This window comes from Streptomyces sp. MP131-18 (assembly GCF_001984575.1).
Taxonomy (GTDB): Bacteria; Actinomycetota; Actinomycetes; order Streptomycetales; family Streptomycetaceae; genus Streptomyces; species Streptomyces johnsoniae.
Genome location: NZ_LZNS01000001.1, coordinates 5351477 through 5366103, shown reverse-complemented (window position 1 = coordinate 5366103; position 14627 = coordinate 5351477). Strand labels below are relative to the sequence as shown.

16 protein-coding genes are annotated in these 14627 nt (G+C 71.0%); 6 read left to right on the top strand and 10 right to left on the bottom strand.

Annotated elements, in window-relative coordinates:
- Positions 1-96: 96 nt before the first annotated feature.
- The 5 genes from STBA_RS24275 to STBA_RS24255 all read right to left on the bottom strand — a co-directional run bounded on the left by STBA_RS24275 (position 97) and on the right by STBA_RS24255 (position 4552).
- Positions 97-1158 carry an LLM class flavin-dependent oxidoreductase gene (locus STBA_RS24275; protein WP_077061267.1) on the bottom strand — a complete coding sequence of 354 codons (1062 nt, stop codon included), beginning with the start codon at positions 1156-1158 and terminating at the stop codon, positions 97-99.
- Between the two features lie 60 nt (positions 1159-1218).
- The gene (locus STBA_RS24270; protein WP_077061266.1) at positions 1219-1728 is read right to left on the bottom strand and encodes a flavin reductase family protein; all 510 of its coding nucleotides are present in this window, start codon (positions 1726-1728) and stop codon (positions 1219-1221) included.
- A gap of 204 nt (positions 1729-1932) precedes the next feature.
- Positions 1933-2379 (bottom strand): VOC family protein, encoded by a 447-nt coding sequence (locus STBA_RS24265; protein WP_077061265.1) that lies wholly within the window; start codon positions 2377-2379, stop codon positions 1933-1935.
- 56 nt (positions 2380-2435) lie between these two features.
- The gene (locus STBA_RS24260) at positions 2436-3908 is read right to left on the bottom strand and encodes an MFS transporter (RefSeq protein ID WP_171987776.1); all 1473 of its coding nucleotides are present in this window, start codon (positions 3906-3908) and stop codon (positions 2436-2438) included.
- A 155-nt stretch (positions 3909-4063) separates the two neighbouring features.
- Complete coding sequence (locus STBA_RS24255) at positions 4064-4552, bottom strand: PPOX class F420-dependent oxidoreductase (RefSeq protein ID WP_216355958.1); 489 nt, start codon at positions 4550-4552, stop codon at positions 4064-4066.
- Positions 4553-4834: 282 nt separating this feature from the next.
- On the opposite strand from STBA_RS24255, the gene STBA_RS24250 reads away from it, so the two are divergent.
- Positions 4835-5746: a helix-turn-helix transcriptional regulator gene (locus STBA_RS24250; protein WP_079252138.1), complete on the top strand. Its 912-nt coding sequence runs from the start codon at positions 4835-4837 to the stop codon at positions 5744-5746.
- Positions 5747-5917: 171 nt separating this feature from the next.
- On the opposite strand, the gene STBA_RS24245 is transcribed toward STBA_RS24250, so the two are convergent.
- Both STBA_RS24245 and STBA_RS24240 read right to left on the bottom strand, forming a co-directional pair.
- Positions 5918-6631 (bottom strand): SDR family oxidoreductase, encoded by a 714-nt coding sequence (locus tag STBA_RS24245; protein WP_077061262.1) that lies wholly within the window; start codon positions 6629-6631, stop codon positions 5918-5920.
- Between the two features lie 85 nt (positions 6632-6716).
- On the bottom strand, positions 6717-7130 hold the full coding sequence (locus tag STBA_RS24240; RefSeq protein ID WP_077061261.1) for a nuclear transport factor 2 family protein: 414 nt from the start codon (positions 7128-7130) through the stop codon (positions 6717-6719).
- Positions 7131-7250: 120 nt separating this feature from the next.
- Here STBA_RS24240 and STBA_RS24235 point away from each other — a divergent pair, with 120 nt between their 5' ends.
- From STBA_RS24235 to STBA_RS24220, 4 genes are all read left to right on the top strand, one after another.
- Positions 7251-7595: a transposase gene (locus tag STBA_RS24235; protein ID WP_077061260.1), complete on the top strand. Its 345-nt coding sequence runs from the start codon at positions 7251-7253 to the stop codon at positions 7593-7595.
- Positions 7596-7727: 132 nt separating this feature from the next.
- Positions 7728-9167, top strand: coding sequence for an ankyrin repeat domain-containing protein (locus STBA_RS24230; RefSeq protein WP_077061259.1), 1440 nt, complete (start codon positions 7728-7730; stop codon positions 9165-9167).
- Positions 9168-9230: 63 nt separating this feature from the next.
- Positions 9231-9539 (top strand): muconolactone Delta-isomerase family protein, encoded by a 309-nt coding sequence (locus STBA_RS24225; protein WP_077061258.1) that lies wholly within the window; start codon positions 9231-9233, stop codon positions 9537-9539.
- Positions 9540-9552: 13 nt separating this feature from the next.
- Positions 9553-10242 (top strand): EthD domain-containing protein, encoded by a 690-nt coding sequence (locus STBA_RS24220; protein ID WP_077061257.1) that lies wholly within the window; start codon positions 9553-9555, stop codon positions 10240-10242.
- A 139-nt stretch (positions 10243-10381) separates the two neighbouring features.
- Here STBA_RS24220 and STBA_RS24215 read toward each other — a convergent pair whose 3' ends face one another.
- Positions 10382-11251, bottom strand: a complete 870-nt coding sequence (locus STBA_RS24215) for an LLM class F420-dependent oxidoreductase (RefSeq protein WP_077061256.1) — start codon at positions 11249-11251, stop codon at positions 10382-10384.
- 173 nt (positions 11252-11424) lie between these two features.
- On the opposite strand from STBA_RS24215, the gene STBA_RS24210 reads away from it, so the two are divergent.
- Positions 11425-12276, top strand: a complete 852-nt coding sequence (locus STBA_RS24210) for a helix-turn-helix domain-containing protein (protein WP_077061255.1) — start codon at positions 11425-11427, stop codon at positions 12274-12276.
- Here the strand turns inward: STBA_RS24210 and STBA_RS24205 are convergent.
- Positions 12245-12571 carry an STAS domain-containing protein gene (locus STBA_RS24205; RefSeq protein WP_077061254.1) on the bottom strand — a complete coding sequence of 109 codons (327 nt, stop codon included), beginning with the start codon at positions 12569-12571 and terminating at the stop codon, positions 12245-12247. The two genes, STBA_RS24210 and STBA_RS24205, sit on opposite strands and share 32 nt — an antisense overlap.
- Positions 12568-14625: an alpha-amylase family glycosyl hydrolase gene (locus tag STBA_RS24200; protein WP_077061253.1), complete on the bottom strand. Its 2058-nt coding sequence runs from the start codon at positions 14623-14625 to the stop codon at positions 12568-12570. Before STBA_RS24200 ends, STBA_RS24205 begins: the two co-directional genes overlap by 4 nt.
- Positions 14626-14627 lie beyond the last annotated feature (2 nt).

The window sequence follows — 14627 nt, the reverse complement described above, 5'->3', positions numbered from 1 at the left end:
ACTTGAGGCTCACAAGGCGCGCGCGTCCCGGTACCCGCGGCCGGGGGGAGGTCCGGCCGCGGGCAGGGGGCAGGGGCAGGGGCAGGGGCAGCGGGGTCAGGAGAGGTGCGGCACCACCTGCTCGGCGAGCAGCCGCATGGCGCGCACCGAGTCCTCCACCGGCATGTCCCCGCTGGAGACGAGGAAGCTGACGGTGAGGTCGTCGCCGTACAGGTCGCGGACCGCCGCCAGTTGACCGCGGATGTGCTCGGGGGTGCCGACGAGGACCTTGTTGTCCCGGATGTGCTCGTCGAACGGGTCGCCGCCCTCGTGCGCCTGCGCCAGCTGCTCGTAGCCGCGGTAGGCGCTGCTGCGGGTGGTCTTCCAGTCGGCGACCGCGTGGGCCAGCTTTGCGCCAACCCTGGCGTCGTAGTGGCGGCCGCGGCGGTACGCCTCCTCGCCGTCCTCGTCGATGTAGACGTTGTAGCTCATGTGGACGTTCTCGCCGCCGGGTTCGTGGCCCGCGTCGGCCCACGCCTGCCGGTAGAGGGACAGCATGTGCTGGGTCTGCTCGGCGGAGTTGATGCCGGGCACCATCATGAGGCCGAAGCCCGCCTCGCCCGCGGCCACGCAGGATTCGGGGGTCCTGGCGGTGGCGACCAGCACCGGCGGGTGCGGCTGCTGGTAGGGGCGGGGCAGCAGGGTGACGGGGCCGAAGGAGTGGAAGGTGCCGTTCCAGACGACGTCTTCCTCGGCCCACAGCCGGCGGCACGCCTCGATGCCCTCGCGGAAGCGCTCGTGGCTCTCGTCGATGGGCACGTTGAACGCCTCGAACTCCGCGGGCAGGAACGCGCGTCCGAAGCCGACCTCAAGGCGCCCCTTGGAGATGTTGTCGAGCATCGCCAGCTTGCCGGCCAGCTGAACGGGGTGGCTGAACACGGGGAGGACCGCGCCGGTCACCAGCTTGATGCGTTCCGTGCGGGCGGCCACGGCCGAGAGGAAGGCCACGGGGTCGGGGCTGTAGCCGCCGTAGTAGGTGAAGTAGTGCTCCACGGTCCGCACGTGCCCGTAGCCGAGTTCCTCGGCGAGGACGGCGAGGCGCAGCGCCTCCTCGTAGTAGTCCGCCGCACTCTTCTCGTCCGGCGAGATGACGGGTGCGAGGTCGATACCGAACTTCACTGGTGCTCCCTTGGTGTGGGTAGGAGAGGGCTTGAGCCGGTCCCGCCGGGCTGGCGCGGGTCAGTCCCCGGTGGCCGCGAGCTGCCGCGGGGGCCACGTGAAGTACTGCCGGCGGTGGTACATGAGGGGTGTGCGGTCGTAGACCGCGCCGTCGCGGACGAGGCCGACGACGATGGTGTGGTCGCCCGCGCGGATCGTGCTGTGGACCTCGCATTCGGCGTGGGCCACGACGTCGTCGGCGAGTACGGGGGCGCCCGCGGCCCGCGCGGCGGGCCGCAGCCGGAGGCCGGCGAACTTGTCGTCGGCTTTTCCGGCGAACGTCTGCGATATGCCGCCGCCCGAATCGGCGAGGAAGTTCACGACAAAATGGCCGGCGTCATGGACGGCGGGCAGCGTCGTCGATTCCTCGTCGAGGCAGACGAGCAGCATCGGCGGCTCGACCGACAGCGCGGTGACGGTGTTGGTCGTCAGCCCCCGGAGGTTCCCCTCGCCGTCGATGGCGGTGACGACGGCCACGGCCGTCGGGAGAGCCCCGAATATGCTGCGGAATCCATCGGTGTCAATCTGCATCTTCTCCTCTGCCTTCTCGTGTGCTGGCGATTCGCCAATTTCCCCTATCCATAGGGTCGCTCCGGCACGGCGCACGAGCAAGGCGCATTTAACGTAATGCGGAATTGACTTCCCGCGGACCGCGGCGGGGCACCAAAAACGGCGGCGCCGCAACGCGGATTTCGCGTTGCGGCGCCGCCGGGGTGGCGGGGAGGCGGTTTTTCGTTACTCCCACTCGGCCTTGAAGACCTCGATGATGTTGCCCTCGGGGTCCTGGATGAAGAACGCATTCGTCTGGATCGGCGGGTAGGGGGCCAGGTCCATGACGATCGGCAGGCCACGGGACACGGCGATCTCGTGGGCCTTTTCGACGTCATCGACGTGAATGCTCAGCTGACTCACGCCGAGTACCGCGTTGTGATTCGGCGGCAGCGGCCTTTCGACCTTGACGATGGTGTCGTTCTGCACCAGCTCGATCGACAGGTCGCCGTAGCGCAGGAAGGTGGCGGTGACGCCGTAGTCCTCGAAGTTGTGCGTCAGCACGTGCTCGAACCCGAGCTGCTCGATATACCACGTGGCCATTGCCTCGACATCGGCCACGGAAAGGCCGACGGACAGGAAGCGCATCCGGCTGAGCAGGACTTCGGAGCTTCCGGAGGTGTGCTGGCTCATGACAGGGGTCCTCTCTCGATGGGCGTGGGTCGCACCGCCGACGCGTCAGCGGTGGGTCAGGAGGGGGTGGGTGAGGCGGCGGCCTCGGGCCGTGCCTCGGTGGCGGGCGCCGCGGCCTTCGGCGTGGAGGTGCGCAGGCCGAGCCAGGAGATCAGGATGCCGACGACGCCGAAGATCGCTGCGGTGAGGAAGCTGACCTGGAAGCCGTCCACCCGCGCGGCGTCGCTGGTGCCGTTGGTGGCCGCGGTGAGGACGCCGCTGATGGCGGCGGCGCCGATCCCGCTGCCGATCTGGAAGGAGGCGATGATCATGCCGGAGGCGATGCCCTGTTCCTCGTTCTTGACGCCGCTGACGCCGGCGATGTTCATGGTGGAGAACGTCAGGCCGTTGCCGATGCCGTGCAGGATGAGTCCCGGCATCAGGATCAGTGCGTAGCGGGCGTCCGTGCCGACGGCGATCCACAGGCCGATGCCCAGGGTCTGGGCGGTCATGCCGAGGACGGCGACGGACCTGATGCCGATGGCGGAGACCAGCCGGCCGGTGACGAAGTTGGCGACCACCACGACGGTGAGGCCGTAGGGCAGCAGCTCGATGCCGGTGCGCAGCGCGCTGTGGCCCAGGAACTCCTGGAGGTAGAGCGTGGCGGCGAAGGCCCAGCCGATGCTGGAACTGGCGAACGCCAGGGCCAGCACGTTGGCCGAACTGCGCGTCCAGGAGCGGAAGAGACGCAAGGGGACGGCCGGGTCCGGATGGCGGTTCTCGACGACCACGAAGAGGATCAGGAGCAGGACGGCGCCGCCGAGCGGGAGCAGCGCCGTCGCGCTGAACAGGCCGTCGTGCGGGATCTGGACGAGGCCGAAGACCAGGAGCAGGGCGCCGGCCGTCACCAGGATGGTGCCGCCCGCGTCGTAGGAGCGGCGCTCGCCGCTGGGCCGGTCCGCCTTCAGCGCGAACGGCGTGGCGATCATGACCGCCGCGGCGAGCACGGAGGGCACGAAGAAAACCAGCCGCCAGTCCGCGGTGGTCAGCAGGCCGGACAGGACGAGCCCGAGGCTGTAGCCACTGGCCGCGGTCGCGCCGTAGATGGCGATGGCGCGGTTGCGTTCCGCGCCCTCGCGGTAGGTCGTCGTGATGATCGACAGGGCGGCCGGCGCGGTGAACGCGGCGGCGATGCCCTTGACGATGCGGGAGGCGACCAGCAGCGGACCCTCGGAGACGAGGCTGCCGGCGAGGCTGGCGGCCGCGAACAGGCCCATCGCGATCAGGAAGGTACGCCGCCGGCCCAGCAGGTCCGCGGCCCGGCCGCCGAAGAGGAGGAATCCGCCGAACGCGACGGTGTACGCCGACACCACCCACTGGAGGGAGGTGTTGGACAGGCCGAGGTCCTCCTGGATGCTCGGCAGCGCCACGCCGACGACGGAGGTGTCGAGGGCGTCGAGGAACATGGCGGCGCACAGGACCGCGAGGGCGAATCCCTTGCGCGAGTCGATCGCCCCGCCGGTGGTGGCCCGGTCATTCACCTGCGCCATACCGGGCCTCCCTGTCATTCCCAATACTGGACATCGTTTCCCTTTCGCGTGGTCGCGTGTCAGGGGCGGTTCGGGCGCCGACCGGGCACGTTCTCCCGGGTTTCCTCCCGGAGTTCTCCCGGATTTTCTCCGGGTCTTTTTCCGGGTTTCCCTGGTCAGGTCGTCTGCGCGTCCTCGGGAAGGCCGGGAGGGCCTGCCGTCCAGGGCCCGACACCGCCGATTTTTTCGATCCTCACCCGCATGACATATCCGCCGAGGGTGCTCAACTGATCGGGCGGGAACTGTGCGTCCTGCCCCATGTAGGTGCGCGCGAGGCGCCGCAGCAGGCTGAAGGCGCCCCCCTCGGTGACTTCGGCGGTGCCGTACACCACCAGATATTCACGCAGGCCGCTGCCGTGGAATCCGTCGCCCTCGATGGTGAGGGCGACCCGCTCGTCCTGCTGGAGGTTCTGCGTCTTGCGCCACGCGTACATCGACGCGAAGACGATGTCTCCCCCGTCCATGCCGACCCACACGCCGGTGACGTGCGGACTGCCGTCCGGATTGAGGGAGACGACGTGGGCGAGCGCAGGTGACTCGATCAGGCGCCGAGCCGATTCCGGCAGCGCGAAGGCCATGTCCTTCTCATCAGGGGAACCGCTCATGTTCCGTCCTCCCAGGCAATTTCCGACTACCGCCGAGATTGATGTGCTGAGACATCAACAGCTTGCCTTTCGACGGCGGTCTCTCCCAGAAAACGGAGCAATGCCCCGTGCACTACGTGCACTTGACGTTGCGGCGTTCCGCGCCCGCACGCGAAAGGTGCGCGCGAGCCTGCCGGATGAGGAACGCGTGGCCATGCAAGGAGCATGACGTTCCGGCCGCCGCCGTGCCTGCCCCTGTCAGGTGCAGGCACGGCGGCGGGATCGCGGGGCATGCTTGAGGGCATGGAGCAGCGAACGGAACTCGGGAGATTCCTGCACTCGCGGCGGGCGCGGCTGAGCCCGGAGGCCGTGGGGCTCATCGACTACGGCGGCCTGCGGCGGGTGCCGGGGCTGCGGCGCGAGGAGCTGGCGCAGCTGGCCGGCGTCAGCGTCGGCTACTACACCAGGCTGGAACAGGGCCAGAGCCCCAACGCCTCGGAGGCGGTGCTCGACGCGCTGGCCCGCGTGCTGCAACTCGACGCGACGGAGCGCGCCCACCTGCACAGCCTGGCGCGGCGCAAGTCCCGCACCCGGCGCCGCACCAAGCCGGAACAGGTGCGGCCGAGCGTTCAGTTGATGGTCGACGCGTTCGGCGGGCTGCCCGCGCTGGTCGTGGGCCGCTACGGCGACATCCTCACGTGGAACCTGACGGCGCACGCGCTGCTGGCCGACCACCTGGCGTTCGACGCCCCGGCGCGCGCGGCGGACCGGCCGAACGTGGCGCGGCTGGTCTTCCTCGACCCGCATGCGCGCGAGCTGTACGCGGACTGGAAGCAGAAGTCGCACGACACGGTCGCGGATCTGCGGCTGACCGTGGGAAAGTACCCCGACGATCAGAACCTGGAGAAGCTCGTCGGGGAACTCTCGCTGCGCAGTAAGGAGTTCGCCTCGCTGTGGGCCGTGCATCCGGTGCGCTCCTGCGAGCGCAACACGCGGGACTTCCAGCACCCGCTCGTCGGCCCGATGACGCTCACCAACGAGCTGATGAGCCTGCCCAACGACGACGGACAGCGGCTTTCGGTGTTCACCGCGGAGACCGGCTCGCCGTCCGAGATCGCGCTGCGGCTGCTGGCCGACCTGGCGCAGGACAACGCGGGCGGGCGGCGGGAGGCGAAGCGCCCCGCGGCGCGCCGCAAGGAGCGGGCCCGCGGCTGAAGAGGCAGGGAGAGCCATGGTGACAGGGCCGTCGGCCCGGCGCGGGCGTGCCCCCGCTCCGCCGCCGCCGCAGCCCGCAGGCGTCCGCGAACCCCCGGCGCGGGCCGCCCCGTCCGGTCCGGCGGCACACCCCCCGAGGTGTCGCCGGACCGGATGTTCCTCCCGGGTCGGCTACCAGTCCAGCGGGCGGCCGTCGCGGAAGAAGCCGCCGGTGGGCCCGTTGTCCGGCAGCTCGACCGCCCACATGACGCTGCGGGCGCCCTCGGCCACCGGCCGGCCGCCGGGGCCGCCCATGTCGGTGGCGACCCAGCCGGGGCAGACGGCGTTCACCAGGACGCCGTGGCCGCGCAGATCGGCGGCGAGCATGCGGGTCGAGGCGTTGAGCGCGGCCTTCGACACGCAGTAGGCGGGGGCGCCGGCGCCCATCCCGGATATCGAGCCGCCGCCGCTCGATACGTTGACGATGCGGGGGTGCGGGCTGTCGCGCAGCAGCGGGACCAGCGCCTGGGCGGTGCGCCAGGCGCCGAGCAGATTGGTCTCCAGGGCCCGGCGGACGACGTCCAGGTCGGCGGTGGCCGGGCGCTGCCACGTGTCGTACAGGATCGCCGCGTTGTTGACGAGGACATCGCAGCGCCCGTACTCGGCGGTCAGCCACCGCGCGAGCGCGGTGACGGTCTCGTCGTCGTCGACGTCGAGTGCGGCCGGCACCACGTCGAGGCCCGCCCGGATCAGCGGCTCGGCGGCGGCCTCGCCCTTGGCCGGGTCGCGGGAGCCGAGCACGGCCGTGTAGCCGGACTCGGCGAGCCGGCGCACGACTTCGAGGCCGATGCCGCGATTGGCACCGGTGACGACGGCTACGGGCGAATGTGCTGGCGACGCTGGCAATGCGGCCTCCCGGGAGAAATTGAAGCGGAACGGTGCCCGCGCCACAGCGGCGCGGGCACCGGCGGAACCATAAGAACGAGCGGGACTACCGGGCGCGAATGGCCCGGATGATCTGGGAAGGATCGGTGTAGGACTTCCAGCGGGTGATCTTTCCGTCCCTGATGGTGAGCCACTGAATGAACTCTATCTCGAACGGCAGACCCGTCTCCTTGACGGTGCCGGTTTCATGAATCACCCCCATGGCCTCCTCGCCGTCCACGACGAGCCGGACCAGGGACTCACTGCCCACGTTCACCACGCCCACAAACGTCTGGAAACTCTCCAGCACCTCGACGGGGCCGCGGCAGGTGCCGATCCACGTCATGTCGTCGTTGAAGCCGGGAACCGGCGAGTAATTGATCCATTCCACGTCCTCGTCGAGATACCCCAGGGCCCGTTCGATGTCGCCGCCGGTCAGTGCATCGAACCAGCCGGACGCGACCTCGCGTGTTCCACTCACAACGCTTCCCCAATCTGGACTCACCGGACGTTCCATTCCTCGTTCGATCGTGACCCGCCGGTTCGGCCGAAGGCAACGAGAAGTGCACGAAGTAGCGCGACGCGCAGGGAGGAGATGACGATGGGCCGTCCGCCCGCGCTGCCGGTCGAGGACAAGGTGTGGATCGTGCTCCAGGTGCTCGCCGGATCGATGTCCGCCGCGGAGGCGGCCCGCCGCAACTCCGTGTCCGGGCAGACCATCAGCACGTGGAAGCGGCAGTTCGTCGAGGGCGGCACGGCCGCTCTGGCCGGCGACCGCCACGACCCGCTGCGCCACGTGCAGCAGCTGACGCGCGAGGTGCGGCAGCTGAAAACCGCGCTCGGCGAGGCGCATGTCGAAATCAGAAAGCTGCGCCGCTCCCCCGCGCACCGCCGCACCGGACGTGCGGCGCGCACGGCACGGGCGGCACGGACGGCCAGGAAGTAAGGCGCCGCAATTTCGCGGTTACTGCGTCAACTTGCACATGCCTCCGCAGCACGGCGCCGCGGTCTTGGCCCGTGGGGGCGGCTCCGAGTTAACTCATAGACGTCCGAGACGAAAAGACCGCGGGAGAAGCGTATGGCCGGCACGGAAACCACACGAGCGCTTGTCGTGAAACTCTTCGCCGACGTGGCGGACGGAAACGTGGAAGGCGTTCTCGGCGCGATGTCGCCGGACGTCGTCCTCGAATTCCCGGGCAACGACCTGAACGCCCTCGTACCGGGTTACGGAGTATGGGAGGGGCGCGCGGGATTCGCCGAACATCTGCGGCTGCGCAGCGCGTTCGTCGACATCGTCGAGTTCACGCGGCGCGGCATCGTCGTGGACGGCGGCCACGCCGTCGTCGCGACCACCCAGTTGATCAGGCACCGGGCGGGCGGCACGCTGGCGCCGACCGATTTCACCACCTCGCTCATCTACGGGGAAGACGGTCTCGTCACCCACTGCAAGGTGGTTTTCGATTCCTCGGCCGAGGTCGCCATGTACCAGGCCGAGGCCAATGCGCTGCTGCTTCCCGCCATTCGGAGCGGAGACCTCGGCGAAGTGCGCCGTGTTCTCGGTCACCGCGCCGACCCGAATCAGCGCGACGGGGAAACCGGCCTCACCGCCCTCCAGACCGCGGCCGGGCTCGGCTCGGCCGGCGTCGTGCGGGCCCTGATCGAGGCGGGTGCCGACGTCCACTCGGGCGACAGCAGGGCCGGCGGCACGGCGCTGCACAAGGCGGTGCAGCGCGGCGACCTCGACACGATCAGGGCCCTGGTCGCGGCCGGCGCGTTCGTCGACGCGGTGGCGCCCACCACCGGGCACACGCCGCTGATGGACGCCCTCTGGTACAAGTGGCCGGACATCGTGGCGTACCTGCTGGAGCTCAACGCCGGGCTCGGCCTGCACACGCACTACGGCTTCTCGCTGCGCGAGCACTTCGAGTACGAGCTGAACGTCAACACCCTCGGCAAGGAGAAGCTGCTCGCCGCCGAGAAGCTGCTGGCCGACCGCACCCGCGGCGACGAGCGGGCCGCCGAGGAACAGCGGCTGATGGCGGCCGTGACCGCGGGCGACACCGCGGCGGTGCGCGCCCGGCTCGCCGAGGGGGCGCCCGTCGACGCCAGGTTCCCCGTGGTGAACGGCTTCAACGACGCGCACACCCCGCTGCTCGTCGCCTGCCGCGACGGACACACCGACATCGTGCGGGAGTTGCTGGCCGCGGGCGCGGACGTGAACGCGAGCGAGCCCACGTTCGGCGCGGTCCCGCTGCACAAGGCCGTCTACAACGGCCACGCCGACATCACCCGCCTGCTGGCCGAGGCGCCCGGCACCGACCTGGACTTCCAGGGCGCGACGAACGGCTACACGCCGCTGCACGACGCGCTGTGGCACGGGTACGAGGAGTGCGCCCGGGTGCTGCTGGCCGCGGGCGCGCGCACCGACCTCGTCGGCCACGACGGCAAGACGCCGCGCGACATCGCCGCCGAGACCTTCGGCGCCGGCCACCCGCTGGTCGCCGACCTCGGCCGCTGACGCCGTTCCGCACGCATCGCCCTTCCCACCACATCACCTCGCCTCTTGTCTCAAGGAGTCGGAATGCTGTTCTACGTCCAGATGAAGTGGAATCACGAAGGCCGTATCACGCTCGACGAGCTGTGGGAGATCGAACGGGAGGAGGCCGAGCACGCGCAGGAGACGGTCGACTCCGGTTTCTGCGTGGGTATCTGGAAGGTGGCCGCGCAGAAGCGGGTCATCGCCATCATCGACTCCCCCGACGCCGAGGAGCTGGACCGCACGGCCCTCGGCCGGCTGCCCATGCGGGAATACCTCGAATTCGAAGAGGTGTGGCCGCTGCGCGGCTACCTCGGATTCGCCGAGGACGTCAAGCTCCGCTACCAGGTCTGAGGGAGTGAGTGCCATGATTCATCAGTTGATTTTCGCGGCGCCCAAGCCCGGCATGACCGTGCAGGAATTTCAGCGCTACTGGGTCGAGGAGCACGCGGTCCGCTACGCCGCCAAGATTCCGCAGATCAAGCGCTACGCGGTGGACACCACGATTCCGCAGCCCGGCGAGAATGGGTTGTGGAGCGGCGTCGCGGAGATCTGGCTGGAGAACGAGGAGGAGCAGCTGGCCTCGTTGCAGACACCGGAATTCCTGGAGGGCGCCCGGCTCGACGAGCCGCGCTGGGCGGCGTTCTGGCAGTCGGTCGTCCTGGACACGGACACCGAGGTCCTGGTGCAGGGCGAGCCGGAGAGCGCGGTGCAGCCGGGCGTGAAGCTGATCGTGCTCGGCAAGCGCAGGGAGGGCATGACGCGGGAGGAATTCCGGCGTTACAGTCGCCGGATGCACGTCCCGATGGTCACCGGGCTCCCCGGCGTGCGGCGCTTCTACCAGTCGTTCACCCGGGATGCCTGGTACAGCATCAGCGAGCCGCCGTTCGACGTGGCGTACCACATCTGGTTCGACGACCTGGCGGCCGTCGCGGCGGCGCGGCAGGCACCGGCCATGGCCGCGGTGCTGGACGACCGCAGGCACTTCCTCAACGAGCACTACGTGCACACGCTGCTGGTCCGTCAGCACTGGATCATCGGCCCCGAGGCGCGCTGAACCGGCCAGGTCGCACCGCGGGGAGGCCCATCTCCCCACGCCGGTGAGCGCGCGGTCCCCCGCCCCCGCACCGTCACGGGGAGCGGGGGACCCCGGCGTTCCCGCCCCCGGGCCTTTCGCCGCCGGCGGACCGACCGGCTCAGGCGGCGCCCTGCCAGGACTCCATGGCCGCCCGCCAGGTGTCCAGGCGGCGCAAAGTGTCGTCCCTGGTCCAGGGGTCGGCGAAGAAGAGGACGCGCTCCGGCCCGAGGGCCGCGGCCCGGTCCAGCTCCTCGCGGCTGCCCTCGGTCACGAAGAAGCTCACCGCGGGCGCCGGCACGCCCCGTTCGGCCGCGAGCCGCCGCAGCGCCGTGACCTCGGCCTCGACCCGGTCGAGGTCCCACAGGGGCGGCAGCATCCAGCCGTCGGCGAGGTCGAGGACGCGCCGCGCCATGCGCGGGCTCCAGCCGCCGAGCAGCACCGGCGGGCGGGGCCGCTGCACCGGCTTGGGCCAGGAGTACAGCGGGCCGAAGTCGACGTACTCGCCGTGGAATTCGGCGACCTCGCCGGCCCAGATGCGGGTGATGGCGATGAGGCGTTCGCGGAGCACGGCGAAGCGGCGGGCCGGGTCGGTGCCGTGGTTGCGGACCTCCTCGGTGATCCATCCGGTGCCGACGCCGAACTCCAGCCGCCCGCCGGAGATCAGGTCCAGGCTCGCGGCGGCCTTGGCGGTGACGATCGGGTCGCGGGTGCTGAGCAGGGTGACGCCGGTGCCCAGCCGTATCCGGGTGGTCGTCACCGCCATTGCCGTCAGCGCGACAAAGGGGTCGAGCATGTGGGAGAAGTAGCGCGGCATGTCCCCGCCGTCCGGGAGGGCTATCTCCTGGGCCGGGATATGGGTGTGTTCCGCGACGAAGACGGAATCAAATCCGCGCTCCTCGGCCGCACGGCCCAGATCGACCGGCGGGATCGCCTTCTCCCCCGGCGTGTTCGTTTCCGCCGCGACGAACGCGGAGAGCCCGTACTTCATTGCGGAACTTCCTCTCGCATAGGGGGTCCGGGCGGCAGATTACCGGCCGCGCGAAGTCCGTTCCAGACCATGGCAAAAGCCGGAAAAACCGCATGCGGGTCCACTTTTTTGTACTGGCTTTGCCGAGCCGGTCTACTCTTGACTGCTGCCGTCGCCGACTGGGGGATGAATCCATGGACGCACGAAGCGAACTGTCCGGCTTCCTGCGCTCGCGCCGGGACAGAATCCGGCCCGAGGAGCACGGCCTGCCCGCGGGCGAACGGCGGAGGTCGCCGGGACTGCGGCGCGCGGAAGTGGCGCAGCTGGCCGGTATCAGCGTCGATTACTACATCAGGCTGGAGCAGGGAAAAGCCGGCCGCCCCTCCTCCGCGGTGCTCGACGCGCTGGCGCGGGCGCTGCGCCTGGCGGCCGACGAGCGCGACCACCTGTATCTGCTGGCGCGCGCGGGGAGCGCGCCGCCGCGGGCGGCGCCGGTGGAGCGCGTGCGCGACGGGGTGCACCGGCTGCTGAGCGTGCTCGCGCCCACGCCCGCGTACGTGCTGGGGCGGCGCATGGACGTCCTGGCGTGGAACGCGACGGCGGCGGCGCTGTTCGGGGACTTTCCCGCGGCGGCGGGGCGGCGGAATCTGGTGTGGCACGTCTTCCGCGATCCGGCGGCACGTTCGCTGTACGCCGACTGGGAGCAGGTCGCCCGGCAGGGCATCAGCCATCTGCGGCTGTCGGCCGGCCGCCACCCCGGCGATCCGGGCATCGCGGCCCTGGTGACCGAACTGTCGTCGGCCGACGGGGAGTTCCGCAATCTGTGGGCGCGGCATGACGTGCGGGCCCGGGGCAACGGCAGCAAGGCGTTCAACCATCCCGTGGTGGGCCGGCTGACGCTGGACTACGAGGCCCTGCAACTGCCCGACGGCCCGGACCAGCACCTCATCACCTACACCGCGCCACCCGGCAGTTCCTCGCAGGCGGCGCTCGACCGGCTGGCGGAGACGGCCGTCAGTTCCTCGGCTGCTCGTCGAGGAGGGTGACGGACCCGGCGAGGCCGCCGTGGCGCAGCGTCTCGCGGAACGCGGGGGTGGCGCCGAGGACGAAGATCTGTGCGGTGGGCGGCAGGTGTTGCTGGGCGAACGCGATGCACCGCAGTCCGGCCGCGGTCAGGGCGGGCAGCCGGCGCACGTCGAGGACCAGGCGGCGGGGGGCGCCCTGGACGGCCTGTTCGACGTGGCCGCGGAACTCGGCGGCGGCGGCCTCGCCGGTGAGGTCGCCGGACAGGGTGATGACGGCCGAGCCGCCGGAGGTGCCGCTCGTTGCGTGGAAGGTCATGGCGTTGCGTCCTCCTGATGCGGATGGGGCTGCGGGTGGGGCTGCAAATGGGGCTGCGGACGGGGTCTGGCGACGAGCGCGACGGCGCTGTGGGCGGCCAGGGTGAACAGCGGCCCGGGGCAGGCCGGTTCCTCGCCCGGCCGGTACGCGTCGCGGCCGGGGGGCGCGGCGGTGTCCGCGAACAGGTGCCACCGGGTGCCGGGCGGGGCGGCGGGCGCGCGCACGGTGCGCGTTCCCCCGCCGTTGTGTGCGGCGACGAACACGGCGCCCGGCCGGTGCGGATCGTCGTCGGTGAACAGAACGGTGAGCGGCGCGGCGCCGTCGTCCGCGCCGGGCGCGGCGCGGACGCCCGCGTGCTCCTGGCGGTGCAGCGCGGGCGTGGCGCGGCGGAACGCCAGGCAGCGGCGGACGAAGCGGAACAAGTCGCGGCCGTGGTCGGTGTGCGGCAGCGACCAGTCCAGCCAACTGGTCGGCGAATCCTGGCTGTAGGCGTTGTTGTTGCCGCCCTGGCTCCTGCCGAACTCGTCGCCCGCGGGGAACATGGGGATGCCGCGGCTGGTCAGCAGCAGCAGGAACGCGGTGCGGGCCTGCCGGGCGCGCAGCGCGCGGATCTCCGGATCGTCGGTGGGGCCTTCGTGGCCGCAGTTCCAGCTGTCCTCGTCGGCGACGCCGTCCGTGCCGCCCTCCCCGTTGGCCTCGTTGCGGCGCCGCTCGTAGGTGGTGAGGTCGGCGAGGGTGAACCCGTCGTGGCAGGTGATGTAGTTGACGGAGGCGCTGGTCGGGCGGCCCGCGTACAGGTCGGGCGAGCCGGCCACACGGGCCGCCAACTCAGGCGCGCTGCCCGGCCGTCCGGCGAGGAAGCGGCGGATGCCGTCCCGGTAGCGCATGTTCCACTCGCCGAAGCGGCCGTGGTGGGGAAACGTTCCCACCTGGTAGGCACCGGCGGCGTCGGTGGCCTCGGCGATCAGCCTGCGGCCGGCCAGGACGGGGTCGCGGGCGATCTCGGCGAGCAGCGGCGGGTCGTCCATCAGCGCGCCGTCCGGGCCGCGGGTGAGGATGGCGGCCATGTCGAAGCGGAAACCGTCGATGTGGTACTCGGTGACCCAGTGCCGCAGGCAGTCGAGGATGAACGCGCGGGTCGCCGGGTGGTTGGCGTTGACGGTGTTGCCGGTCGCGGTGAAGTTGCGGTAGGAGCCGTCGGGGCCGAGCAGGTAGTGGGCGGCCTCGTCCAGCGCGCGGAATGACAGCAGCGGCCCGCGGTGGTCGCCCTCCGCGGTGTGGTTGAAGACGACGTCGAGGATGATCTCGATGCCCGCCGCGTGCAGGGCCTTCACCAGCTCCTTCAACTCGGCTCCCGGCCCGCCGGGCCTGGTGTCGGCGGCGTAGGCGCTCTTGGGCGCGAAGAAGCCGACGGTGTTGTAACCCCAGTAGTTGGGCAGCGGCGCGCCGGTCGCGGGTGAGGTGAACGTGTTGTCGGTCTCGTCGAACTCCTGTACCGGCAGCAGCTCGACGCAGGTGACGCCGAGCCGCCGCAGGTACGGGATCTTCTCGCGGAGCCCGGCGTAGGTGCCGGGTGCCGCGACGCCGGAGCCGGGGTGGCGGGTGAAGCCGCGGACGTGCAGTTCGTATATCACCAGCTCGCCGGGCGGGACGCGGGGCGGCCGGTCCCCGCCCCAGTCGAAGGAACGGTCGGGGACGGCCGAGCGGTAGGCGGGCCGCGTTCCCCAGGGCCCGGCACCGGCCAGCTCGGCCGCGTACGGGTCGAGGATCACCGGGGAGCGCCCGTCACCGCCGGGCCAGGGCGCGACCCGGTAGCCGTAGTGGAACCGGTCCTGGTCGAGCCCCGGCACCGTCATGGTGAAGACGTCGCCGGCGCGGAACGCGTCGGGGAAGCGGATCTCCCGCAGAACCGCGCCGTCCGCCGGCCGCATGAGCACCAGCCAGACGGCGCGTGCGGTGGCGGAGCGGACGGCGAAGCCGACGCCGTCCTCGCGGACGTGGGCGCCCAGCGGGTAGGGGTCGCCCGGCCGGACGGCCGGGGCGGCGGCGGGCATCG